At 71.6% G+C, this 22,401-nt stretch carries 20 protein-coding genes and 1 pseudogene; 12 read left to right on the top strand and 9 right to left on the bottom strand.

Translation table 11 applies throughout. The features are described 5' to 3' along the window. Positions 1-56 precede the first annotated feature (56 nt). Positions 57-1,685: a serine/threonine-protein kinase gene (locus CACI_RS46240; protein ID WP_015794666.1), complete on the top strand. Its 1,629-nt coding sequence runs from the start codon at positions 57-59 to the stop codon at positions 1,683-1,685. A 37-nt stretch (positions 1,686-1,722) separates the two neighbouring features. On the opposite strand, the gene CACI_RS30125 is transcribed toward CACI_RS46240, so the two are convergent. Next, positions 1,723-2,616: a DUF4429 domain-containing protein gene (locus CACI_RS30125; protein ID WP_015794665.1), complete on the bottom strand. Its 894-nt coding sequence runs from the start codon at positions 2,614-2,616 to the stop codon at positions 1,723-1,725. 23 nt (positions 2,617-2,639) lie between these two features. Further along, a complete protein-coding gene (locus CACI_RS30120) occupies positions 2,640-3,242 on the bottom strand; it encodes a TetR/AcrR family transcriptional regulator (RefSeq protein ID WP_041540545.1) in 603 nt (200 codons plus the stop codon). A gap of 99 nt (positions 3,243-3,341) precedes the next feature. On the opposite strand from CACI_RS30120, the gene CACI_RS30115 reads away from it, so the two are divergent. Then, a complete protein-coding gene (locus CACI_RS30115) occupies positions 3,342-4,586 on the top strand; it encodes a cytochrome P450 (protein ID WP_015794663.1) in 1,245 nt (414 codons plus the stop codon). A 1,258-nt stretch (positions 4,587-5,844) separates the two neighbouring features. On the opposite strand, the gene CACI_RS48310 is transcribed toward CACI_RS30115, so the two are convergent. Beyond that, positions 5,845-7,275: a glycosyltransferase family 87 protein gene (locus CACI_RS48310; RefSeq protein WP_015794661.1), complete on the bottom strand. Its 1,431-nt coding sequence runs from the start codon at positions 7,273-7,275 to the stop codon at positions 5,845-5,847. A gap of 123 nt (positions 7,276-7,398) precedes the next feature. Between CACI_RS48310 and CACI_RS30100 the strand changes: the two genes are divergently transcribed. Both CACI_RS30100 and CACI_RS30095 read left to right on the top strand, forming a co-directional pair. Next, positions 7,399-8,571, top strand: a complete 1,173-nt coding sequence (locus CACI_RS30100) for a glycosyltransferase family 4 protein (protein ID WP_015794660.1) — start codon at positions 7,399-7,401, stop codon at positions 8,569-8,571. Positions 8,572-8,601: 30 nt separating this feature from the next. Further along, the gene (locus tag CACI_RS30095; RefSeq protein ID WP_015794659.1) at positions 8,602-9,000 is read left to right on the top strand and encodes a YciI family protein; all 399 of its coding nucleotides are present in this window, start codon (positions 8,602-8,604) and stop codon (positions 8,998-9,000) included. 75 nt (positions 9,001-9,075) lie between these two features. On the opposite strand, the gene CACI_RS30090 is transcribed toward CACI_RS30095, so the two are convergent. Together CACI_RS30090 and CACI_RS30085 are read right to left on the bottom strand one after the other, a co-directional pair. Next, the gene (locus tag CACI_RS30090; protein WP_015794658.1) at positions 9,076-10,062 is read right to left on the bottom strand and encodes an aldo/keto reductase; all 987 of its coding nucleotides are present in this window, start codon (positions 10,060-10,062) and stop codon (positions 9,076-9,078) included. Between the two features lie 15 nt (positions 10,063-10,077). Continuing rightward, positions 10,078-12,609: an excinuclease ABC subunit UvrA gene (locus CACI_RS30085; RefSeq protein ID WP_049871753.1), complete on the bottom strand. Its 2,532-nt coding sequence runs from the start codon at positions 12,607-12,609 to the stop codon at positions 10,078-10,080. A gap of 72 nt (positions 12,610-12,681) precedes the next feature. On the opposite strand from CACI_RS30085, the pseudogene CACI_RS54410 reads away from it, so the two are divergent. Further along, positions 12,682-12,804 (top strand): annotated as a pseudogene (locus tag CACI_RS54410) (AraC family transcriptional regulator); the annotation flags it as partial. A 104-nt stretch (positions 12,805-12,908) separates the two neighbouring features. Here the strand turns inward: CACI_RS54410 and CACI_RS30075 are convergent. Then, a complete protein-coding gene (locus CACI_RS30075) occupies positions 12,909-13,301 on the bottom strand; it encodes a hypothetical protein (RefSeq protein WP_015794656.1) in 393 nt (130 codons plus the stop codon). Positions 13,302-13,420: 119 nt separating this feature from the next. Between CACI_RS30075 and CACI_RS30070 the strand changes: the two genes are divergently transcribed. Beyond that, on the top strand, positions 13,421-13,861 hold the full coding sequence (locus CACI_RS30070) for a MarR family winged helix-turn-helix transcriptional regulator (RefSeq protein ID WP_015794655.1): 441 nt from the start codon (positions 13,421-13,423) through the stop codon (positions 13,859-13,861). After that, the gene (locus CACI_RS30065; protein WP_015794654.1) at positions 13,861-14,667 is read left to right on the top strand and encodes a phosphotransferase family protein; all 807 of its coding nucleotides are present in this window, start codon (positions 13,861-13,863) and stop codon (positions 14,665-14,667) included. The genes CACI_RS30070 and CACI_RS30065 overlap by 1 nt, the downstream gene beginning before the upstream one ends. 105 nt (positions 14,668-14,772) lie before the next feature. Here the strand turns inward: CACI_RS30065 and CACI_RS30060 are convergent, their stop codons facing one another. Continuing rightward, positions 14,773-16,620 carry an AMP-dependent synthetase/ligase gene (locus tag CACI_RS30060; RefSeq protein ID WP_015794653.1) on the bottom strand — a complete coding sequence of 616 codons (1,848 nt, stop codon included), beginning with the start codon at positions 16,618-16,620 and terminating at the stop codon, positions 14,773-14,775. Positions 16,621-16,874: 254 nt separating this feature from the next. Here CACI_RS30060 and CACI_RS30055 point away from each other — a divergent pair, with 254 nt between their 5' ends. The 5 genes from CACI_RS30055 to CACI_RS30035 are packed head-to-tail and all read left to right on the top strand — an operon-like array spanning position 16,875 to position 20,805. Continuing rightward, positions 16,875-17,315, top strand: coding sequence for an SRPBCC family protein (locus tag CACI_RS30055; protein WP_015794652.1), 441 nt, complete (start codon positions 16,875-16,877; stop codon positions 17,313-17,315). Further along, on the top strand, positions 17,312-18,565 hold the full coding sequence (locus CACI_RS30050) for an ArsA family ATPase (protein ID WP_015794651.1): 1,254 nt from the start codon (positions 17,312-17,314) through the stop codon (positions 18,563-18,565). The genes CACI_RS30055 and CACI_RS30050 overlap by 4 nt, the downstream gene beginning before the upstream one ends. A gap of 13 nt (positions 18,566-18,578) precedes the next feature. After that, positions 18,579-19,112, top strand: a complete 534-nt coding sequence (locus CACI_RS30045) for a DUF5304 family protein (RefSeq protein WP_143765442.1) — start codon at positions 18,579-18,581, stop codon at positions 19,110-19,112. Next, positions 19,112-20,050 carry an ROK family glucokinase gene (locus tag CACI_RS30040; RefSeq protein ID WP_015794649.1) on the top strand — a complete coding sequence of 313 codons (939 nt, stop codon included), beginning with the start codon at positions 19,112-19,114 and terminating at the stop codon, positions 20,048-20,050. Before CACI_RS30045 ends, CACI_RS30040 begins: the two co-directional genes overlap by 1 nt. Before the next feature lie 44 nt (positions 20,051-20,094). Then, positions 20,095-20,805 carry an endonuclease/exonuclease/phosphatase family protein gene (locus tag CACI_RS30035; RefSeq protein ID WP_015794648.1) on the top strand — a complete coding sequence of 237 codons (711 nt, stop codon included), beginning with the start codon at positions 20,095-20,097 and terminating at the stop codon, positions 20,803-20,805. Positions 20,806-20,828: 23 nt separating this feature from the next. On the opposite strand, the gene CACI_RS46235 is transcribed toward CACI_RS30035, so the two are convergent. Further along, positions 20,829-21,563 (bottom strand): hypothetical protein, encoded by a 735-nt coding sequence (locus CACI_RS46235; RefSeq protein ID WP_049871751.1) that lies wholly within the window; start codon positions 21,561-21,563, stop codon positions 20,829-20,831. A gap of 1 nt (position 21,564) precedes the next feature. Further along, on the bottom strand, positions 21,565-22,362 hold the full coding sequence (locus CACI_RS30025) for an alpha/beta hydrolase (RefSeq protein WP_015794646.1): 798 nt from the start codon (positions 22,360-22,362) through the stop codon (positions 21,565-21,567). Positions 22,363-22,401: the final 39 nt, after the last annotated feature.

The following is a 22,401-nucleotide window of genomic DNA, read 5'->3' as shown; positions in this document are numbered from 1 at the left end:
CGGAACTGCACCCTTGCGTTTCCCCAGAGAAAGCATCCCCTTTAGGGTGGGCCTCTATGAAGCCACTGGGGGTGTCCGATCCGCGGCGGATCGGTCCCTACCGGATCTTCGCCCAGCTGGGGCGCGGCGGTATGGGGCGGGTCTTCCTGGCCGGGGCGCCGGACGGGCGGCTCGTGGCGCTCAAGCTGGTGCATGCGCAGCATGTCGAGGATCCCGGGTTCCGGGAGCGGTTCCGGCGGGAGGTCGCGGCGTCGCGGCGGGTCTCGGGCGCCTATACCGCGCCGGTGGTCGACGCCGATGTCGAGACCGAGATTCCGTGGCTGGTCACGGTGTTCGTGCCCGGGCCCTCGCTGCGGCAGGCGATCGACGAGACCGGCGCGCTGCCGCCGGAGACCGCCGCGCGGCTGGCCGCCGGGCTGGCCAGCGCGCTGGGCGAGATCCATGCCGCCGGGCTCGTGCACCGCGATCTGAAGCCCTCCAACGTGCTGCTGGCCGCCGACGGTCCGCGGGTCATCGACTTCGGCGTGGCGCGCGCCACCGACGGAAGCACCAGCGAGCTCACGCACACCGGCTGGCTGGTCGGCTCGCCCGGCTACATGTCGCCGGAGCAGGCCGAAAGCAAGACCTTGACCCCGGCCAGCGACATCTTCTCCCTCGGCGCGGTGGTCTACATGGCGTGCACCGGCACCGAGCCGTTCATGGGCGCCTCGACCCCGGCGACGCTCTACAACGTGGTGCACGCCGAGCCCGACATCGACGCCGTCCCCGAGGAACTGCGCGGCATCGTCGGCGCCTGCCTGGCCAAGGACCCCGCCGCGCGCCCCACGCCCGAGCAGCTGCTGGCGCGGATCGGCGACGTGCCGGCGCTGACCCGCACCTGGCCGGACGCCGTGGACGCGCTGATCACCGAGCAGCACGAGGCGGTCGTCACGGCACTGCGGGACGGCGGCGCGCCACCGGACGTGGCGGTCGTGCCGCTGCTGCCGGCGGATCATCCGTTGTCGGAGACCGGCGCGCGTCCCGCCGGAGTGACAGCGTGGGCTTCCCGCGCGCCGGAGGAGTCGACGGTCGCCGGCGGCGGTCGCGGTGCTGATGGTGGCGGTCGCGGGCGCCGTTCGCGAAGGGGTGTCACCGCAGCCCTCGCTGTCGCGGCGCTCGCCGTCGGCGGCACGGCGGCGTCCCTGCTGGCGACGAGTTCCGGCGGTCCCTCGTCCGCCGCGAACGCGCCGGAGTCCGCCCTGGCCGTCCCGGCAGCCAGCCCTTCGACATCCGACTCTCGCTCGGCGGACCCGGCGGACCCGGCGGCTGCTGCGGCGCCCTCGACCGCCGACTTGACCACAGACTCGAACGCCGGCTCAGTCCCCGCGACCGACGTGCCGACCGAGGCGGGCTCGAAGCCCACGACGCCCGCGCGCACCGCGATCCCGACCTGCCTCGGCGACAAGGAGGCGTACGCCCTCGCCGAGAAGAAGAACGGCTCGATGCCCGACGACGCGAGGATCACCGTCCTGCGGTGCGACGGCGACTGGGCCGGGGGACAGCTTTCCTCGGCGACCGACGGCAACGCCGAGATCGTCTACCTGTACCAGGCCGGGGCATGGACGGCGATCGACCTCGGATCAGACGTCTGCACCGGTCCGGTCGACAAGGCGCCTTCCGACGTCCGCAAATCCGTGAACTGCTGAGCTCGTGGACTACTGAGCTCCGCTCGGAAAGCAGCTCCTACATCTGCTTCAGCACAGCCTGTTTCGCCGCCGCGAACTCCTCATCGGTGAGCACCCCGTCGCGGTACAGATCCCCCAACTCCCGCAGCCGCCGCAGCAGCACGTCGTGATCCGCCCCGCCCGCCGCCGCCGCAACGCCGTCCGCCGCCGAAGCCACCTCGGCGGGCGCGTTCGGATGCGTCATCCGCCCCACGATCGCGGCGGCCAGCACCGCGCTGTTCCCGCTCTCCTTCTTCGTCCCCCACAGCGCCAGGCAGTTCGGGTCGAGCCGCGGGTTCGTCGAGACGATCCCGGCGTCCCCGCGCACCCGGAAGCGGATCCAGCCCCAGTCCATCCCGACCGCCGGGCGCCACTCCACCGCCTCCAGCGCGGACAGCGGCCACGCGCGGTTCCCCGCCGAGCGCTTCTTCCCGTCCGCCAGCCAGCCCCACTCCAGGCGCACCATCTCGCCGTCGAAGGAACCGGTGCCGTCTTGGCCGTTCGCCGAGATCGGTACCGCCGGTGGCGCGAGCAGGTACTGGTCGGTCGCCTCGCCGGGGATCTGCGCGACGGTCAGCGCGTCGCGCACCTCGTCGGCGAAGTACTCCGCGACGCCGCCGCGCTCAGGGGGCACGTCGAGCTGGTAGGGATCCGAGTCGTCATCGAGCCGGCCGTCGCAGGCTTGCAGCAGCGGATCGGCGCCGACGCGCAGCCGCAGACGGATGCGGCCCGCGCCGTTCTTGCTCTTCTTGCCGGCCGCCTCGAACGCGACGCCGGTCAGCGCCGCCAGCGGTACCGTGATCTCGCCGAGCGCCGCGCGCAACCGGGAGACGTCCTTGTCGTGACCGGGCACGATACGCACCACGTCCCCGTCGAAGGTCCACGTCCCGTTCTTCCCGATCAGCTCGGCCATGGCCTCGATCGTAGCGATCGCGGTCAGTCCTTTTCGCCGAGCATGTAGCGCAGCACTTGCGTGTACTCGTCCTTGACCCGGGCCTTCTCGGCCTCCGGCGTCAGCGCCAGCTCGATCCCGGCCGCGCCGAGCAGCTGGAACACCGCGCGCGCCATCGTGCCGGCCGGCAGCTGCGGCAGCGCTCCGGCGTCGATCAGGGCTTTGATGGTCCGCTCGATCAGCCCGAAGGCGTACTGCTCCTCGCTGGCCCGCCACTCCGACCAGCCCAGCGCCACCGGTGCTTCCTGCCAGACCAGACGTCCGTACTCCGGCTCGCAGCAGCACTCGAGGAACTCCTCCAGCGCGGCTCCGGCGGCGGCGCGCACGTCGTCGGCGTGCACCGCGGCGGCGGCCTCGACGCGTTGCAGCATCTCGGATTCGGCTTGTTCGTGCACCGCGCGGAACAGCGCGGTCTTGTTGGCGAAGTGGTGGTAGACCGCGCCGCGGGTGGCCTGGATGTCGGCGGCGACGTCCTCCAGCGCCGTGCCGGCGAAGCCGTGCTCTGCGAACCGGCGCGCGGCGGCGGCCAGCAGGGCCGCGCGCGTCGCTTCCGAGTACTGCTCGCGCCTGCTCTTGACACCGGACATGCCCAGAGCATACGACATACACAGCGTATGTTTCCGACACTGAGTATCCGAAGGGCCGACCGGGCCCGGCGGAACTCGGGAGAGGCGAGGTGAGTCCGCATGACCGATCTCGAACCACTCGAGCCGCTTTTCAATCCCTTTGAGCCGGGCTACATAGCCGATCCGTATCCGGCCTTCCGCCGGCTCCGGACCGAGGACCCCGTACACCACCACCCGCTCGGTTTCTGGGTCCTGTCCCGCTACGACGACGTCTCGGCGCTGCTGCGCTCGGCCAACTCCGTCGACTACCGCAACTCCGCGCCGGACAGCACGGCGCGGCTGCAGGCCGACGCCATGATCGAGGCGGCTGGTCCGGCCACCGGGGACACCGTCGACGCCTACGGCATGTCGATGCTCGACCGCGACCCGCCGGACCACACCCGGCTGCGCGGCCTGGTCTCGAAGGTCTTCACCCCGCGCTCGGTGGCGGCGCTGGAGCCGTTCGTCGTCGACCTCGTGGACGCCGCACTGGACCGCATGGCCGACGCCGGCACCGCCGATCTGATCGCCACGCTCGCCTTCCCGATCCCGTTCGCCGTGATCTCCCGGATGCTGGGCATCCCCGAGACCGACCACGCGCGGATCAGGGTGCTGAGCGGTCTGCTGGTCCGCACCCTGGAGCCGATCGGCGACCCCGCCCTGCTGGCGGAGATCAACGCCGCGCGCCTGGAGATGCAGGACATCGTCAGGGGGCTGATCGCGTACAAGCGCGAGAACCCCGGCGAGGACCTGCTGACCGCGCTGATCGCCGCCGAGCAGGACGGCGACCGGCTCTCCGACGAGGAACTGATCGCGCAGGTGGTGCTGCTCTACGTCGCCGGGCACGAGACCACCGTCAACCTCATCGGCAACGGCACGCTGGCCCTGTTGAACCACCCCGAGGAGCTGAAGAAGCTGCGGGAGTCGCCGCAGTTGGCCGCCAACGGCGTGGAGGAGATGCTGCGGTACGACAGTCCGGTGCAGCTGTCGCGGCGCGTCATCCTGGAGCCGTATGAGGTCGGCGGCAAGGTGATCCCCAAGGGCGGGTTCGTCGTCGCCGCCCTGGCTTCGGCGAACCACGACGAGTCCCGTTGGGGACCGCGATCCGGCGATCTGCAGCTGGACCGCGCGGGAGCCCGCAACCACGTCGCCTTCGGCGGCGGTCCGCACCACTGCCTCGGCGCCGCGCTGGCCCGGCTGGAGGGCCGGGTCGCGGTCGAGCGGATGGCCGTGCGGTTCCCGGCGCTCGCGCCGGCCGCCGAGCCGGTCTGGAACGGCCGGATCAACCTGCGAGGGCTGGACACGCTGCCGGTGACGGTGCGTTAGACCCGCAGGTGGGCAGGCTGCCCGCGGGGTCGTCGCGACGACCCGGACGCCGGGCGGATGTGGCCCGGATGTTCGACCGCAAGGCTTAGCATGGTCGGCTATGGCGGGCATAGCGTGGCTGCGGCGACCGGACGGGACCACCTCCCGCCTGGGCGGCGGACAGGTGCGCGTCGGTGCGGCGCTGCTCGCGGTCGTGATCGCGGTCGTCGTCGCGCGCTGCGCCATGTCGTCCTCGGCGCAGGCCGCGCCGCCGGAGCCGAAGGTGCGGGCCGCTGTCGCCGCCACCTTGGCCGCCCGCGCCGCCGCCGTCGCCGACCACGACAAGGACGCCTATCTCGCCACCGACGCCGCCGGGGCGTTCCAGACCGCCGACGCGCAGGTCTTCGACAACCTGGCGGCGCTGCCGCTGGCCTCGTGGGGCATGGCGGTCGCCGCCGATCAGAGCGGGGTGCAGAAGGCCGGCGTGGCGCACCTGTACCGGGTGACCGAGTCCTACGAGCTGTCCGGCGTCGACTACAAGCCGGTGACCGGCACGCGGTATCTGACGTTCGTCGAGCGCGGCGGGAGTTGGCTGCTGTCTTCCGGCAGCGACGGCAGCGCCGCCGGTCTGACTCCCGACACTCAAATCTGGGATCAGGGTCCGGTATCGGTGGTGCACGGCTCGCGCTCGCTGGTCATCGGCCTCGGCGGCGAGCAGCGGCTCAAGCCCTTCGCGGACCTGGCCGACCACGCCGCGGCGAAGGCGGCGACGGTGTGGGGCGCGGCCGGGTGGAAGGGCGAGGTCGTCGTGGTCGTGCCGCTGACCCAGGCGCAGGTCGAGACGCTGCTGGACAGCGCGCCGGGGAGTCTGGCCGGAGTGGTCGCGATCACCGCCGGGGAGGGCGGTCAGGCGCTGACCGCGGCGCCGGCCAGCCGGGTGCTGGTCAATCCGGAGGCCTTCGACGGGGAGGCGCCGGACGCCTGGCAGTTCTTCTTCGATCACGAACTCACCCACGTCGCCACCCGCGCCTGGACCACCTCGGCGGTGCCGCTGTGGCTCTCCGAAGGCGCCGCGGACTACACCGGCTACCTGGGTTCTTCGATCGTCACCGACCGGCGGTTCCTGGAACTGGCGGACGCCGTGTCGAAGGACCATTGGCAGCCGCAGAGCCTGCCGACCACGGATGATTTCGCCGGGTCCGGGGACTCGGTGTCGCGGACGTACCAGATCAGCAATCTGGCGTGCGCGTTGATCGCCCAGAGGTACGGACAGGCGAAATTAGTCGCCTTCTACAAGGCGGTCGGCACCGCTCCGGCCGGGACTGCCGACCCCGTCGACCACGCGTTCCGGACCGTCCTGGGGACCACGACCGCCGACTTCACGGTCAAGTGGCGCGCCTTCGTCCTGAGCCAGGCGCACACCGTCGCCGCGGGACTCGCCAAGAAGCCCTCCTGAGAACATCGCGGCGGAGGCGTCCGGACCGGTCGCCCGCCACAGCGCGCGCAGGGCCAGCACCGCCGCGACCACCAGCACCGCGTTGCGTCCGAACAAGATCATGCCGGAGTAGACCTGGCCGTAGCGCAGCGAGTGGTAGAAGAGCGGGAAGATCAGTTGGGTCACCGAGACCGCGCCGAGGACCAGCCAGGCCGGCGTGCGCATCAGGGTCTCGCGGCGGGTCAGGCATACCGCCGCGACACCGAGCAGCCACACCAGGTACTGCGGGGACAGCACGCGGCTGGTGACGACCGCGACCAGCACGGCGGCGAAGCCGACGTCGGCGAACATCGCCGGGAACGGGAAGCCGCCGCGGACCGCGGCGCGCCGCCGGATCAGCAGCAGGACGCCGAAGCCGACCACTGTCGCGGCCAGCGCCGCCTTGCCGGCCACCCCGACGCCGGTCCCGAGGTACTCATAGGCGCCGTACTTGGTGTTCTGCATCTCGTGCGACCAGCCGAACCACTTGCCGACCAGGAACGGCGAGGCGAACACCGACTCCAGTTGGATGCCGCGGCTCTTCTGGTTGGTCAGGAAGGACAGCACGCCGGGGAAGAACAGCTCCAGCGCCAGCGTGGGCAGCACGGCGGCGGCCGCCGCGACACCGGCCAGCAGGCGGCCGTTGCGCCGCTTGGGCGCGCCGAACAGGAACGCCGCCGGCCACAGCTTGAGGAACGTGCCCACGCCGATCAGGACGCCGCGCGCGATCGCCGTGGATCGCTTCGAGCGCAGCGTCACGGTCAGCGCGGCGACGGCGAACGCGGTGACGACCAGGTCGTAGCGGCCGTAGGCCATCGGTCCGATGGCGGCGACGCCGAGCGTCCACAGCCACGGTCCGGCTTGCGACGGCTGCCCGGGCGGCCCGGGCTGCGTGGCGCGCTCGGTATCGGCGCGCTGGGCGGCGCGCAGCAGCATTCCGAAGACCGCCACGTCGGCGACCAGACACATCAAGAAGAACAGCACGTAGTAGCTGCCGGGCAGCAGGTGCGGCAGCTCCAGGGGAGCGGCGGCGCCCGGCGGGTACTGCCACTTCGGGTCGTCGAGCGGGTACCGGCCGTGGTCGAACGAGCCGGCCAGCCACCCGTGGTAGGTCGAGACGTCGCCGGTGACCGCGCCGCGGTTGAAGTACGGGAGCACGTTCAACGCCAGCAGGAGCAGCAGGACGCGGGTGGCCGCGTACCAGGGCACGACGGGTTGGCGGCGGGCGATCCTCATGGTGCGTGCCATCCTAATCGGACCGGTCGCCCGGCTCGTGCCGCGCGGCCCGGCGCGGCGGGGACCGGGGTCGGCACGGGCTAAACTCCGTTGAGTTATCGCGCTGTCGCAGGGACCACAGGGATGGAAGGCCGAGCTTTGACGATTCTCGTGGTCACCAACGACTATCCGCCCCGGCCGGGCGGGATCCAGCAGTTCGTGCAGAACATGGTCGAGCGGCTGCCCGCCGAGCAGACCGTGGTCTACGCGTCCTCCTGGCATGGCGACCCCGCGCGCTGCCGTGAGTTCGACTCGCAGCAGAAGCACCGCGTGATCCGCGAGAAGACCGGCATGCTGCTCCCGACGCCGGACCGCACCAAGCGTGCTGTGGCGATCGCCAAGGAGATCGGGGCGGAGTCGGTGTGGTTCGGCGCCGCGGCTCCCCTGGGGCTGATGGCTCCGGCGCTGCGCAAGGCTGGCGTGCAGCGCATAGTGGCCACCACGCATGGACACGAGTCGGGCTGGGCCAAGCTTCCCGGCGCGCGGGATCTGCTGCGCAAGATCGCGGACGAGGTGGACTGCGTCACCTATCTGAACGAGTACCACCGCGCCCGGATCGCCAAGGCTCTGACGCGGTCTGCCGCCGCTCGGATGGTGCAGCTGACGCCGGGGGTGGACGTCGACATGTTCCGTCCGCATCCGGCCGGCGCTGCCGAGATGCGCGCTTCCCTGGGCCTGGCCGATCGCCCGGTGGTGGCATGCGTCTCCCGCCTGGTACCGCGCAAGGGGCAGGACACGCTGATCAGGGCTCTGCCACTGATTCGCCGCTCGGTTCCCGATGCCGCGCTGCTGATCGGCAGTGGCGGACCGTACAAGGAGACGCTGCAGAAGCTGGCGGTCGCCGAGGGCGTGGCCGAGCATGTGGTGTTCACCGGCTCGGTGCCGTGGGAGAAGCTGCCGACCCTGTTCGCGGTCGGGGACGTGTTCGCCATGCCGTGCCGCACGCGCCGCTACGGTCTGGACGTCGAAGGACTCGGCATCGTCTACCTGGAGGCCTCGGCGGTCGGACTGCCGGTGATCGCCGGTGACAGCGGCGGCGCCCCGGAGGCGGTGCTGGAGGGCGAGACGGGCTATGTCGTCCCCGGCGACTCGATCGAGCGCACGGCGGCGCGCTGCGTGGAGCTGCTGAAGGACCCCGCGAAGGCCAAGGCGATGGGCGAACGAGGCCGCGCCTGGGTCGAGGAGAAGTGGCAGTGGGACTCCATCGCCGACATCCTCCGCCGCCTGCTGGACCCCGCGGCCAAGGTCGCGGCGTGAAGTACGTCGCGGCGTGAAGTAAGTCGCAGCATGAAGTTCATGGTCCTGATGTACGCCGACCCCGCCGCCACCGCCTCGATGACCCCCGCCCAACGCGCCGACGTCTTCGCCCGCCACGAGGCACTGCACGCCGACCTCGCCGCCACCGGCGAAATGCTGAACGGCGCCGGCCTCGCCTTTCCGGCTGACACCATGACGCTGCGCTGGCAGCAGGACGCCGCGCCGGCGGTGGTCGAGGGACCGATTGCGGCGGCAGCGAGTGCGGCGACGGAGAGCGTGACGGCGTACTACGTCCTCGAGTGCGAGAACGCCGAGCGCGCGCACGAGATCGCAGCGCGGGTGCTGGATTTCCATGTGGTGGCTGTCGAGGTGCGGCCGATCCACGACTGGTTCGGGATGGGCGATGCGGCGCCGGAGGCACAGGGCTGATCGGCCCGATTAGCCGGTAGCGAGTAGCGGCAGTGCGGCGGCCAGGCAGACCGCCGCCGCCGTCGACCACTCGCCTCAGGTGTAGTCCGGCACCGCCAAGCCGCGCGGGCGGTAGGGCGTCTCCATCGCGGCCAGTTCTTCGGCGGTCAGCTCCAGTTCGGCTGCCGCTACCGCGTCGTCGATGTGGTGGGGCTTGGTGGCGCCGAAGATGGGGGCGGTGACTGCGGGGCGGCTGAGGAGCCAGGCCAGGGAGATCTGTGCCGGCGGTACTCCGCGTGCCGCTGCGATTGCCTCTACTGCGTCCACGACCGGGTAGTCGCGGGCGTCGTAGAGCTCTGAGGCGAAGGGGTCGCTGGTGGAGCGGGTGGTGGTGGCGCCGCCGTCGCGGCTGCGGGCGCCGGCGAGGAGGCCTCGGGCCAGAGGGCTCCAGGGGAGGACGCCGATGCCCTGGTCGAGGCACAGGGGGATCATCTCGCGTTCCTCTTCGCGATAGACGAGGTTGTAGTGGTTCTGCATGGAGACGAACCGGGTCCAGCCGTGGAGGTCGGCGGTGTACTGGGCCTTGCTGAACTGCCACGCGGCCATGCTCGAGGCGCCGATGTAACGGGCCTTGCCAGAGCGGACCACGTCGTGGAGGGCCTCCATGGTCTCCTCGATGGGGGTCTCGGTGTCCCAGCGGTGGATCTGGTAGAGGTCCACGTAGTCGGTGCCGAGGCGGCGCAGGGAGGCGTCGATCGAGGCCATGATGTGCTTGCGGGACAGGCCGGAGTCGTTGGGGGCGGTGCCGGTCGGGAAGAAGACCTTGGTGGCCAGGACGTAGTCGTCGCGGTGGGCGAACAGCTTCGGCAGGATGCGGCCGGTGACTTCCTCGCTGGCGCCCTTGGAGTACATGTCGGCGGTGTCGAAGTAGGTGATGCCCGCCTCGACCGCGCGGGCGACCAGCGGGAGTGCGGCGTCCTCGGGCATGATCCAGGCGCGCGATTCCGGGCTTCCGTAGCTCATCATGCCCAGGCACAGGCGCGAGACTTTCAGGCCGGAGCGGCCCAGTCGTACGTGTCGCAAGATATTCAGTCCCCTCTAAGAGGTGTGCGCAGCCAAGAATCGCGCCGCGAGCCCGGATCCGCCACTGGATACTTCGGCCGGCGTCCCTTGCGCGACGATCCGCCCGCCGTCCGCGCCGGCGCCGGGACCGAGGTCCAGCAGCCAGTCCGCGGCCGCCGCGACGCGCAGGTCGTGCTCGACGATCACGACCGTGTTGCCCTGGTCGACCAGCTCCTGCAACCGCGCCAGCAACAGGTCGGCGTCGGCGGGGTGCAGCCCGCTGGTCGGCTCGTCCAGCAGGTACAGGGTGTGGCCGCGGCGCGCGCGATGCAGCTCGCTGACCAGCTTGATCCGCTGCGCCTCGCCGCCGGACAGGGTCGTCGCGCTCTGCCCGAGGGTGAGGTAGCCCAATCCGATGTCGTCGAGCAGGCGCAGGATGCGGTGCGCGGTCGGCAGTTGGTCGAGGAAATCCAGTGACTCCTCGACGCTCAGCGCGAGCACGTCCGCGACCGACTTGCCGTCGACCAGGACCTGAAGCGTCTCAGGGTTGTACCTCGCCCCGTGGCAGACCGGACACGGCGCGGATTCCGTAGGCAGGAAAAGGAGTTCGACGCTCACCACCCCCTCGCCCTGACAGTTCGGGCAGCGGCCGTCGGGCAGGTTGAAGCTGAAGCGGCTGGCGGTGTAGCCGCGCTCCTTCGCCAGTGGTTGGGCCGCGAAGAGTTTGCGGACGGCGTCGAACAGGCCGGTGTACGTCGCCAGGTTCGAACGCGGCGTCCGCCCGATCGGCTTCTGATCCACCTGGACCAGGCGCTGCACGGCGTCCAGCCCGTCGGCCTTGGGAATGGCGACGATGCGGTCGTCGTCCAGGGCGGCGGCTTCGTCCTCGGAGCCGTCGGTGTCCTTCTCGGTGCTCTCGGGTGTCCCGAGGTGGTCCCGGATCGTCGCCGCCAGCACCTGCCCGACCAGCGTCGACTTGCCGGAGCCGGAGACGCCGGTGACCGCGGTCAGCGTGCCGAGCGGGAAACGGACGGTCAGGCGGTCCAGGTTGTGGCGCGTGACGTCGTACAACGTCAGCCAGGAGGACGGTGTGCGGACGCTCGCCGGCCGAAGGCTCGGCGTGTTCCCGAACAGATACCGCGCGGTGGCCGACTCGGCGACGCCCTCCAACCCCGCCCCCGGACCGCTGTACAGCACGCGCCCGCCATGCGTCCCCGCCCCGGGCCCGAGGTCCACGATCCAGTCGGCATCGGCGATGACCCGCGGATTGTGTTCGACCACGAACACCGAATTCCCGGCGGCGCGTAAGCGTTTCAACGCGGTCAACAGCAGCTCGGTGTCGGCGGGGTGCAGCCCGGCGGAGGGCTCGTCCAGGACGTATAAGACCCCGAACAAACCGCTGCCGAGTTGCGTCGCCAGATGCAGCCGCTGGAACTCACCGCCGGACAGTGTCGCGGTGGTGCGGTCGGTCCCGAGATAGCCGAGACCGAGTTCCGTCAGGGTTTTGATGTGCTCCTCGAGGTTGCCGATCAGGGCTTCGGCAGCCTGACGGCGTTCCGGTGACAGCGCGGCGGTGTCGGGGTGAACGCGGGCTCGGCGCAGTAGATCGGCCAGGTCGGTGAGCGGGAGCGCGGTCGCCCGAGCGATATCGACCCCTGCGACGGTGACGCTCAGCGCGAAGGGATTCAGGCGCCGTCCCTCGCACGTCGGGCACGGCTCCTCGGTCAGGAAGGACGCCGCCTTCGCCCGCAGCGAGGCGCTCTTGGTGGTGGCATACGTGTGCAGCACCCAGCTGCGCGGCGACATGTATGTGCCCTGATAAGGACGCGTGATCCGATGCGCCTCCCGCACCGGATGCACAGTGACGACCGGCTGCTCCTCGGTGGTCAGCAGCCAGTGCCGCCGCTCGGCGGGCAGTGTCCGGAACGGCGCGTCGATGTCGATCCCCAGCTCGCCGAGGATGTCCCGATAGTTCTTCCCCTGCCACGCCCCGGGCCACGCGGCGACCGCCCCGCCCCGGATGCTCAGCGCGGGATCGCCGACCAGCCGGTCCTCCTCGACGGTGTAGCGCCGCCCGAGCCCGTGGCAGGTCGGGCAGGCGCCGACCGCGGTGTTCGGCGAGAACCAGTCGGAGTCGACCGGTTCGGCGCCCGGCGGATACGTTCCGGCGCGCGAGTAGAGCATGCGCAGCACGTTCGAGACCCGGCTGACGGTCCCGACGCTCGAGCGCGCGCTGCCCGCGCCGTACTGCTGCCGCAGCGCGACCGCCGGTGGCAGACCGCTGATACCCCCGACCCGCGGCGCACCGGCCTGCTCGATCAGGCGGCGCGCGTACGGCGCCACCGATTCCAGGTAGCGGCGCTGCGCCTCGGCGTAGATGGTCGCGAACGCCAGCGAGGACTTGCCCGACCCCGACACCCCGGTGAACGCCACGACCCGGTCGCGCGGGATGGCCAGGTCGACGTGGCGCAGATTGTGCTCGGTGGCGTCGTGGACCCGGATCAGGGAGTCCGGGCCCATCCCGTGGCCGGGCTCCGCGCTCCGCTGCTCAGCGCCGTCGTCGACCATGACAGCACGCTATCGGCGGCGCTCGGACCGCGCACGTCAGAGCCCGCGGCTCCCGTCGCCCCCGCGCGCCACCTGCAGCGGGCCAAAGACCTTGGCGACTCGGGCTATGCCGACCTTGCGGCGGCGGCGAGTCTGTCGCGGGCGCACTTCTCGCGGGAGTTCTGGCGCGCCTTCGGCGAGAGCGAGGAGATGTACGGCCGCGACTCCTCCTTCCGCGACCCCTCCGGCAACCACATCCGGTTGATGACGCCGCGCGAGATGTCCTAGCCGCCCATCTGCCACCCATCTGCCCGCCGTGATCAGCCGCGCGCGCTGCCCAGGCCGCGGTCGGCGTCGCTGCCGGACAGCATCAGCGTGACCTCCTCCAGCCGCAGGAAGCGGCCGTCGGCGGCGCGCTCGGCGAAGACGTAGACCTCGTGGGAGGCGGTCGAGCCGTCGGTCTTGACGACGTCGACGGTGTGCCGCTCGGCGTAGGCGGCGCCCTCGCCGAGCTCGTCGTGGACCCGGATCGTTCCGTCGGCGACGACGCCGCGCAGGTGGGCGATGTGCTCGGCGAACCCGGCGCGGTCGGCCCAGACGCCGTCGGTGCGCTGCCGGTACGCCGGGTCGAAGTGCCGGTCCAGGGCCTCCTCCAGCGTCAGGCCGGGGGTGAGCAGCAGGTCGGTCAGGGCGGCGGCGATGGTCGTGGACATGGTGATGCTCCCTCAGTGATGTCAGGAATGTCAGGCGAAGTGATGCGTGCGCGGCGCACGCATCTCATGCTCCGAACAGTAGCAGACAATGCGTGCGCGATGCACGCTACTGTGGAGCCATGGACGATGACATCGGACGGGAGATCGCCGCATCCTTCGGCGTCCTGATCCAGCGCAGCACCCGCTCCGGGCTCTACGCCGCCCTGGTCGAGGGCATCGCCGACGGCCTCGACGAGAACGCCTACCCGGTGCTCAGCGGCCTGGCCCGGACCGGCCCGCGCAACGCCGCCGACCTGGCCGCGGTGGTCGGGCTGGACCGCTCGGGGGTGAGCCGCCACGCCTCGCGGCTGGAGGCCGCAGGGCTGGTCCGGCGCGAGCCCGATCCCGCCGACCGGCGCTCGGTGCTGCTGGTGCTCACCGACGCCGGCGCCGCGGCGGTGGAGCAGATGCGCGGCCGCTTCGTCGAGCGGGTCTCCGCCTCGCTGGCGGCGTGGCCGCCGGGGGAGGCCGAGGCCTTTGCCAGAGGACTGCGGCGCTTCGTCGAGGAGGGACCGTTCTGATGCCCGAGGCGCTGGACCCCGCGAAGACCGTGAACCCCGCGAAGACCGTGAACCCCGAGAAGGCGCCGAATCCCGAGGTCCAGATCGTCGTCGCGCACAGCGAGCGCGCGACCCTGCGCGTCGGCGAGGTGTTCCTGAAGGTCGACGCCGACCCGGCGCACGCCGCCGTCGAGGTCCAGGCCATGGCGCTCGCGCCGGTCCCGACCCCGGAGGTCCTGTGGTGCGAGCCGCCGGTGCTGGCGCTCGCCGCGCTCCCGGGCGAGCCGCTGGGCCGTCTCGGCGGGCGCTCGACCGGGTCGCCGGCGGCGTGGGCGGCAGCCGGCGAAGCCATGCGGACGCTGCACGAAGCACCGCTGCCGCCCTGGCCCGGCCCGAACCCCGACGCGCTCGCGGCCGACCTGGACGCCGAATGCGCGCGGCTGATCGCCGACGGCGTCCTGCCCGCCGACCTGGTCACCCGCAACCGGCAGGTCGCCGAGGCGGCGCTCCGGCCCTGGAAGCCGGCGTTCATCCACGGCGACCTGCAGATCGCCCACGTCTTCGTCGAGCACGACCGGGTCACCGGCGTCATCGACTGGTCCGAGGCGGCGCGGGGCGACGCCCTGTACGACATCGCCACCTTCACCCTCGGCCACGAGGACCGCCTCGCCGAACTGCTCGCCGGCTACGGCACCGACGTGGACCTCGACGTGGTCCGCGGCTGGTGGTCGGTGCGCTGCCTGCTGGCCGTCCGGTGGCTGGCCGAGCACGGGTTCGATCCGGCGGCGCCGGGCTGCGAGGTGGACGTGCTGCGGGCCCGGATGTGATGCGAGCCCGGATGTGATGCCTGGCAGAACTCGGATGTGCTGCTCCGCGAAAGCAGGAAGGGCGCCCCGAAAAGGGGCGCCCTTCCTGAATGAAGCAGACTCGCGTCACTGTCCGGTCGTCGACCCGACCCCGGCGTACAGCTCCTCCACGTCCGAGGAGTTCTCCTGCATCACCACGTTCCGCTTGAGCTTCATCGACGGCGTCACCTGCCCGCCCTCGACGCTCCACTCCGTGCCGAGCACCGTGAACTTCTTGATCGCCTCGGCGTGGCTCACCGCGCGGTTCGCGTCGTCGATCGCCTTCTGGACCTCGGCGCGCACGTCCGGGTCGGCGGCGGCGTCGGCGATCGACCAGTCCGCCGGCTTGCCGTGGGCCGCGGCCCAGGTCGGCAGGGACTCCGGGTCCAGGGTGACCAGGGCGCCGATGAACGGCTGCTTGTCGCCGACCACCATCGACAGGTTCACCAGCGGGTGGGCGTTGATCCGGTCCTCCAGGACGGCCGGGGCGACGTTCTTGCCGCCAGCGGTGACCAGGAGCTCCTTCTTCCGGCCGGTGATCGACAGGTAGCCCTCGGCGTCCAGGGAGCCGATGTCGCCGGTGGCGAACCAGCCGTCCCGCATCGACTCGGCGGTGGCGGTGTCGTTCTGGAAGTACCCGGAGAACACCATCGGGCCCTTGACCAGGATCTCGCCGTCCTCGGCGATGCGGACCGAGGCGCCGGGGACCGGGACGCCGACCGTGCCGGGGCGGGACTTGCCGATCGGGTTCAAGGTGATCGCCGCGCACGTCTCGGTCAGGCCGTAGCCCTCCTGGACCTGCAGGCCGATGCCGTGGAAGAAGTGCACCAGCCGGGTGCCCAGCGGCGCGCCGCCGGAGACCGCCAGGGTGGCGTTGCCGCCCAGGGCCGCGCGCAGCTTGCCGTAGACCAGCTTGTCGAACACCGCGTGCTTGACCTTCAGGCCCATCGGGACCTTGCCCGCGTACTCGGCGCGCGACCAGGCGATCGCGGTGGCGGCGGCCTTGTCGAAGATGGCGCCCTTGCCCTCGGCGTGCGCCTTCTGCGACGCGCCGTTGTAGACCTTCTCGAACACCCGCGGGACCGACAGGATGAAGGTCGGCTTGAAGCTGCCGAGCTCCTCGACGATCTTCTTGGTGTCCGAACAGTGCGCCAGCTTCACCCGCGCGGTGAGCGCGGCGGTCTGGATGACGCGGGCCAGCACGTGCGCCAGCGGCAGGAACAGCAGCGTCGAACCGGAGTCGTTGAACGCCGCGGACGCCATGCGCGTCACGTTCTCGCACTCGCTGAGGAACGTGCCGTGGGTCAGCACGCAGCCCTTGGGGCGGCCGGTGGTGCCCGAGGTGTAGATGATCGAGGCCAGCGACTCCGGGGTCGCCGCCCGGCGCCGCTCGGCCAGGTCCTCGTCGCTGATCGCGCTGCCGGCGGCGGTCAGTTCCTCGACCGCGCCCTTGCCGCTGTCCGGCTCGATCACCCAGACCTGCCGGACGCTCGGCGCGCCGCCGAGGTCGGAGTGGGTGTCGCCGGTGCGGGCGACCTCCACGCAGGCGGCGTTGTCGCTGGTCTCGGCGAACACCGCGACCGCGCCGGAGTCCGACAGGATCCACTCGACTTGCTCGGCCGAGGAGGTCTCGTAGACGGGCACGACGACCGCGCCGGCCTCGAACAGCGCGAAGTCCAGCAGCGTCCACTCATAGCGGGTGCGGGACATCAGGGCGACACGGTCGCCGGCTGCGATGCCGGAAGCGGCGATGCCCTTGGCCAGGGCGGTGACTTCGGCGAGGAAGTCCTTGGCGGTGACGTCGTGCCACACGCCGCCGACCTTGCGGCCCAGCAGCGCCGCGGTCGGGGCCTTCTCGGCCGCGTTGTGCACCACGTCGGTCAGGTTGCCGGTGGCGCCGACCTCATAGAGCGGCGGGACGCTGAACTCACGCACGGGTGTCTTGACTCCTCGTTTTCGAGGCCGGACGACAAGGCGGCCGGGCGCCGCGTGGGGTCGAGGCGCGCCCTGACGCTACTGCTTATTACCAGCCGGTAGGTAGTACTTGATGCTGTTTCGTAACCTCTAGGACTCCTGGCCATGCGACTGCTGCTGGAGACCATCATGCACTGCCGAAAGGCTCGACCGGTCTTCCAGTGTGGCGCACGCGATAGCCTTGGCCGCATCCACCGACGGCGAGGAGGCGGGCCATGTCCGAGCGCACCAAGTCCAGCATCGACATCGCGGCCCCGCCTGAGGCGGTGCTGGCGGTGATCACCGACTTCGAGGCCTACCCGGAATGGGCCGGGGAGGTGAAGCAGGCACGGATCGAAGAACGCGACGACGCCGGCCGCGCCACCCGGGCCTGGTACCGCATGGACGCCGGCGCGCTGCGCGACGAGCACACGCTGGCCTACGAATACCCTTCGGACGTTGAGGTCCGCTGGAGCCTGGTGTCCTCGAACATGATGCGCGCGCTGGACGGCTCCTACGTCGTCGAGGCGACCGAGTCCGGCAGCCACGTCACCTACCAGCTCGCGGTGGACGTCAAGCTGCCGATGGTCGGCCTGCTCAAGCGCAAGGTCGAAAAGCTGATCATCGACCGGGCGCTGTCCGGTCTGAAGAAGCGTGTCGAGGCGATCTCCGCGTGACGCGACTGCTGTTCCTGACCGGTCCCGGCGGTGCGGGCACCACGACGCTGGCCGCGGCCACTGCGCTGAGCGCCGCGAGCAGAGGGCACCGCGTGCTGCTGCTCGGAGTCTCCGACGCCGGCGAGCTGGCCGCTGTGCTCGGCGCGTCCGGTGTATCGGGGGACGGCAACGTCCTGGATATCGACGACGGTCTGGACGAGTTCGACGACGACAGCGCTGACGACGGCAGCACTGGCGACGAAGCAGAAGCCGCCACCGAGGAAGCCGAAGCCCGCCGCGCGGCGCTGGCGAACCTCACCGTCCGCCGCTTCGACCCCGCGGCGGCTACCGAGACCGCGCTGGTCGACCTCGCCAAGCTGCTCAGCGGCCCGCTGGCGGTCGCCGGGCTCTCCGCGCCGGACGCCACCGAACTCGGGCCGGTCCCCGGCCTGCCCGACATCCTCGCGCTGCGCGAGATCGCGACCGCTGTCGCCTCGGCCGAGTGGGACACCGTCGTGGTCGACGGCCCGCCGCTGAAGGCCGCGCTGGCGATGCTGGCCTGGCCGGAGACCGCCGCCGCGGCGCTGCGCCGGGTGCGTCCGATCGAGGGCCAGGCGGCCCGCGCGCTGCGGCCGCTGCTGGCCGGGCTGGTCGGCCTGCCGGCGCCGTTCACCATGGTCACCCAGTGGACCGACAACGCCGCCGCCGAGATCGCCGCGGTGCGCGCCGCGCTGGTGCACCCCGGCAGCGTGGTGCGGATCGTCGGGTCGCCCTCGGCCGCCGCGCAGCCGCTGCTGCAGGCCACGCCGACGCTGCTCGCCCTGCAAGGGCTGCGCGTGGACGCCGAGACGTTGGCCGACGTGCCGCGCGCGGACGCCGAACCGCTCGGCGTCGCCGGGCTGCAAGCCTTCGGCGCGGCCGTCTACGGCGAGGCCGACCCCGGTCCCGGCCTGGCCGACCCGCCGGAGCCGGTGATGGTCGCCGAGGGCGAGGACGGCGGCTACCGCTACGAGGTGCCGCTGCCCGGCGTCGAGCGCGACCAGCTCGGTCTGGTCCGCTCCGGGGACGAGTTGGTGGTCAGTGTGGAAGTTCCAGGGGTCGCCGCCCAGCGGCGGGCCTTCCCGCTGCCCGCGGCGCTGCGCCGCTGCCGCATCGCATCGGCGCGGATCTCCGAGGGCGTGCTGCGCGTCGGCTTCCAGCCGGACGAGAGCCTGTGGCCCGAGCGGTTCTTGACGGACCATAGTGAAGACACACAAAACGGTGACCGGTGACGGGAGCACGGCCGTGAGCGATAGCCAGGAAAACGACATCCCCTTCGAGGACATCCCGCCGCACGCGGCCGGCGCCGACAGCGCCGCCGCCGCCCCCGGCGCGGGTGGCGCGGGTGGCAATGAGGGCGCCGAAGGCGGCGAGAGCGCAGTTCAGGGCGACAAGGGTCCCGAAGCGGGCACCGCGGACGCCGGCGGCACCGGACGCGCCGCGCAGGCTTCCGAGGAGCGGACACCGCCCGGTCCCGGCTCGACAGGGCCGACCGGCGTGCGCGAGGATCTCGGGACGCTCGCCGACGAGGCGCGCAAACTCTGGTCGGCCCTCGAGGCGCGCGTCGTGGCCCCGGCGGTCCAGTCGTACCCTGAGGTGGCGCGCCACCTCGGCGCCGCCGGCCGCGAGGTCGCGGCGGCCGTCCGGTCGGCGGTGCGCGGCTCCGAGCAGTCCTGGCGGGACTCCGGTGCGGGCGGGGACAAAGCAGGACAGCAGGAGCAGATCACCGTCGAACGGGTGGACCGGATCGATCCGTCCGAACAGAAGAACAGGGACTAATGACTCTCACCATCGGCGTAGACATCGGCGGCACGAAGATCCTGGCCGGCGTGGTCGACGAGAAGGGGAAGATCCTCGACTCGGTCAAGGTCTCCACTCCGGAGAACTCCGACCAGACTGCCGACGCCATCGCCGAGGCGGTGCGCAAGGTCCGCGCGGACCACGAGATCGGTGCCGTGGGCCTGGGCGCGGCCGGCTTCATCGACGCCGACCGGGCCACCGTGCTGTTCGCCCCGAACGTGTCCTGGGTCAACGAGCCCCTGAAGAACCGCATCGAGGAGCGCATCGGCCTGCCGGTGGTCGTGGAGAACGACGCCAACGCCGCGGCCTGGGGCGAGGCCAAGTTCGGCGCCGCGGCCGGCCACGACGACGTCGTGGTGATAACCGTCGGCACCGGCATCGGCGGCGGCCTGATTTTGGGCGGCTCGCTGTACCGCGGGCGCTTCGGCATCGGCGGCGAGCCCGGCCACTACCGCGTCGTCCCGGACGGCCGGCCCTGCGGCTGCGGCAACCGCGGCTGCTTCGAGCAGTACGCCTCCGGCAACGCCCTGGTGCGCGCCGCCCGCGAGCGCGCCGCCGCGGCGCCGGGCCGGGCCAAGGAGCTGCTCGCGCTCGGCGACGGCACCGTCGAGGGCATCCAGGGTGCGCACGTCACCGAGGCCGCCCGGGGCGGGGACACGATCGCTCTCGCGGCGTTCAACGAGATCGCCGACTGGCTGGGCCAGGGCATGTCGGACATCGCCGCGCTGCTGGACCCCAGCGCCTTCGTGCTGGCCGGCGGCGTCTCCGAGGCCGGCGACCTGCTGCGCGCCCCGGCCGCCGAGGCCTACCGGCGCAAGCTCGCCGGCAAGGGGCACCGTCCCTACGCGCAGATCCTGACCGCGACGCTGGGCCCGGACGCCGGGCTGATCGGCGCCGCGGACCTCGCTCGGGTCTGACCACTTTCCCTCCATAGCGATCACCGCTTAACGTGGTGATCGCTATGGAGGAGACAGTACGGATACTCACTTATAACGTGCGGTCCTTAAGAGACGACCGCGCAGCCCTGGCACGCGTTGTGCGCTCTTGTGCGCCGGATGTGGTGTGCGTCCAGGAGTCGCCCCGCTTCTTCGGCTGGCAGCGTGCCGCGCGGACGATGGCGGCGTCGTTCGGGCTCAGCGTGGTCGCCGGCGGCGCCAACGCCTCGGGCAACCTGTTGCTGGCCGGGCCGAACGTCGAGGTGGACGCCGCGGAGGTGCTCTACCTGGAGCACAAGCGGGGTTACCACCTGCGGGGTATGGCGCTCGCCGCGCTGCGGATCGGCGCCAGCCGGTTCACCGTCGCCTCCACGCACCTGAGCATGAATCTGGAACAGCGCGTCCACCAGGCCGGGGAGGTGCTGGGGCATCTCGACGGGTTCGCCGAGCGCAACCAGACCACGTCGCGGGTCCTGGCCGGGGACTTCAACAGCTACCCGGGCAGTGTGGAGTGGGGCATCCTCACCGAGCGGCTGGCCGACGCGTGGATGGTCTCGCCGATGGGAGACGAGTTCACCTCCACCGGACCGAATCCCTATCAGCGGTTGGACGCGGTGTTCGTCTCCAGGGACGTCGACGTCGTCCGCGCGGGCGTGCCGACGGACCTCATCGCCAAGGCCGACGAGGCGCTGGCCAGCGACCACCGGCCGGTGCTCGCGGTGCTGCGGATCGGGTGAGGCGAGCAGCCGGTGATCGCCGGTCAGACCACTGCGCCGTTGTCCGGGTCGTCGTACTCGTCGCGGTCCGGCTTCATCCGCATCACCAGGGTAATGACGCCGCCGAAGATGCCGATGACCGCCAGCCAGCCCATGTACTCGGGCGTCTCCCACTTCAGCAGCGTGTGCAGCACCAGGAAGGCCACCCCGCCGAGCAGCATCGTCCACGACGCCAGGGTGGCCGCGGCGACCTGCGGCAGCGGCGGGTCCGGCTGCTCGTAGTGCTCGACGTAGTCCAGCGGGTCCGCGGTGGTCTCGTCGGTCGGCTCGTGGATCTCCTGACCCCAGTCCGGGCGCGGGTCCAGCACCGGGTAGCGGACGATCTTGCGCGGGCCGGGGGTCTCGGGGCGGTGCGGCTGCGGGTCCGGCGCCGACTCGCCGTGGAAGGCGGCGACCAGCTTGTCGAACTCCACCCGCTCGCGGGCGACGCGCTCTTCCTCGGTCTCGGGTTCGGCGGCGCGGTCCTCGGCGGAGGGCTCCGCCGGCTCGCCGCGGGTGCTCCCGGCGCTCTCGGTGCTCCTGGCGCTCTCAGTGCGGTCGGTGCGGTCGGCCGGCTCGTCCCGGCCGATCAGCCCGGTCCGATCCGGCAGGTCCGAGGGCAGGTCGGCGGCGCCGCCGGCGGCGGTCGCGACCTCCTCCGCGGGCGCGTCGGCGGACTCGATGGACTCCACGGGCTCCTCGGGCAAGCCGGGACCCGGTTGTTCGCTGGCGGTGCTCACATCAATTCCCCAACCCGGCGACCCGCCGGACGAATTCCACGCTTCCGGCATAGATCTGCTCGGCGTCGTGGTCCAGGGTGGCCACGTGCGAGCTCTTCTCCAGCACCTGTTCGGTCACGTCGGTGGCCGAGATGCGGGACAAGATCATGGCGCTGTTCGACGGGTGGACCACCGGGTCCGCGGTGGACCGGAACAGCAGGGTGGGCTGCGTGACCTTCGGCAGGTCCGCCGCCACGGTGCGCCAGCCGCCGGCGAAGGAGTCCAGGGCCTTGAGCGGCACCCGGCTGTAAGCCAGTTCGCTGACACCCTGCTTGTTGATCGCGTTGCCGATCCCGGCCACGCTCGGGACCAGGAGCTTGAGTACCGGGACCAGCTTGATGACCGCCTTGTCCGGCTTCACCGAGGCGTTGACCAGCACGATGCCGGCCACGTCGGCGCCGTGCCGCTCGGCCAGGCGCAAGGTGAGCGTGCCGCCCATCGACAGGCCCATGACGAACACCCGGTCGTAGCCGGCCTGCAGCTCGTGGAAGGCGCGGTCCACCTCGGCGTACCAGTCGTCCCAGGTGGTGACCTGCATGTCGTGCCAGTCGGTCCCGTGCCCGGGCAGCCGCGGCAGCCGCACCCCGAACCCGGCCTCGGCAAGGTGCTCGGCCCAGGGCCGCAGGGACTGCGGGGAGCCGGTGAATCCGTGGCACAGCAGGACGCCGATCCGGGCCGGACCTGCGCCTTCGGCGGCCTCGGCCGCGGCGGGCACGTCGTGCGAGAAGGGTTCGGCACCGGGGAGCACGGGCGCGGTCATGGTCACCATCGTTCCACGGCGGACGGGGGGAGTACAGCG

It is taken from the genome of Catenulispora acidiphila DSM 44928, from assembly GCF_000024025.1.
In the GTDB taxonomy this organism is placed as follows: domain Bacteria; phylum Actinomycetota; class Actinomycetes; order Streptomycetales; family Catenulisporaceae; genus Catenulispora; species Catenulispora acidiphila.
Note: the sequence above shows the minus strand (reverse complement) of the source record. Positions and strands in the feature narration are given on the sequence as shown.

Coding starts and splice junctions, on each gene's coding strand:
- CACI_RS30095 (WP_015794659.1), top strand. CDS start 8,602: ATGAAGTTCATGGTCCTGATGTACGCCGACCCCGCCGCCACCGCCTCG.
- CACI_RS30035 (WP_015794648.1), top strand. CDS start 20,095: ATGGAGGAGACAGTACGGATACTCACTTATAACGTGCGGTCCTTAAGA.
- CACI_RS30055 (WP_015794652.1), top strand. CDS start 16,875: ATGTCCGAGCGCACCAAGTCCAGCATCGACATCGCGGCCCCGCCTGAG.
- CACI_RS30065 (WP_015794654.1), top strand. CDS start 13,861: ATGCCCGAGGCGCTGGACCCCGCGAAGACCGTGAACCCCGCGAAGACC.
- CACI_RS30100 (WP_015794660.1), top strand. CDS start 7,399: ATGGAAGGCCGAGCTTTGACGATTCTCGTGGTCACCAACGACTATCCG.
- CACI_RS30070 (WP_015794655.1), top strand. CDS start 13,421: ATGGACGATGACATCGGACGGGAGATCGCCGCATCCTTCGGCGTCCTG.
- CACI_RS30125 (WP_015794665.1), bottom strand. CDS start 2,616: ATGGCCGAGCTGATCGGGAAGAACGGGACGTGGACCTTCGACGGGGAC.
- CACI_RS30040 (WP_015794649.1), top strand. CDS start 19,112: ATGACTCTCACCATCGGCGTAGACATCGGCGGCACGAAGATCCTGGCC.
- CACI_RS30115 (WP_015794663.1), top strand. CDS start 3,342: ATGACCGATCTCGAACCACTCGAGCCGCTTTTCAATCCCTTTGAGCCG.
- CACI_RS30120 (WP_041540545.1), bottom strand. CDS start 3,242: ATGTCCGGTGTCAAGAGCAGGCGCGAGCAGTACTCGGAAGCGACGCGC.
- CACI_RS30075 (WP_015794656.1), bottom strand. CDS start 13,301: ATGTCCACGACCATCGCCGCCGCCCTGACCGACCTGCTGCTCACCCCC.
- CACI_RS46240 (WP_015794666.1), top strand. CDS start 57: ATGAAGCCACTGGGGGTGTCCGATCCGCGGCGGATCGGTCCCTACCGG.
- CACI_RS30085 (WP_049871753.1), bottom strand. CDS start 12,609: ATGGTCGACGACGGCGCTGAGCAGCGGAGCGCGGAGCCCGGCCACGGG.
- CACI_RS48310 (WP_015794661.1), bottom strand. CDS start 7,275: ATGAGGATCGCCCGCCGCCAACCCGTCGTGCCCTGGTACGCGGCCACC.
- CACI_RS30025 (WP_015794646.1), bottom strand. CDS start 22,362: ATGACCGCGCCCGTGCTCCCCGGTGCCGAACCCTTCTCGCACGACGTG.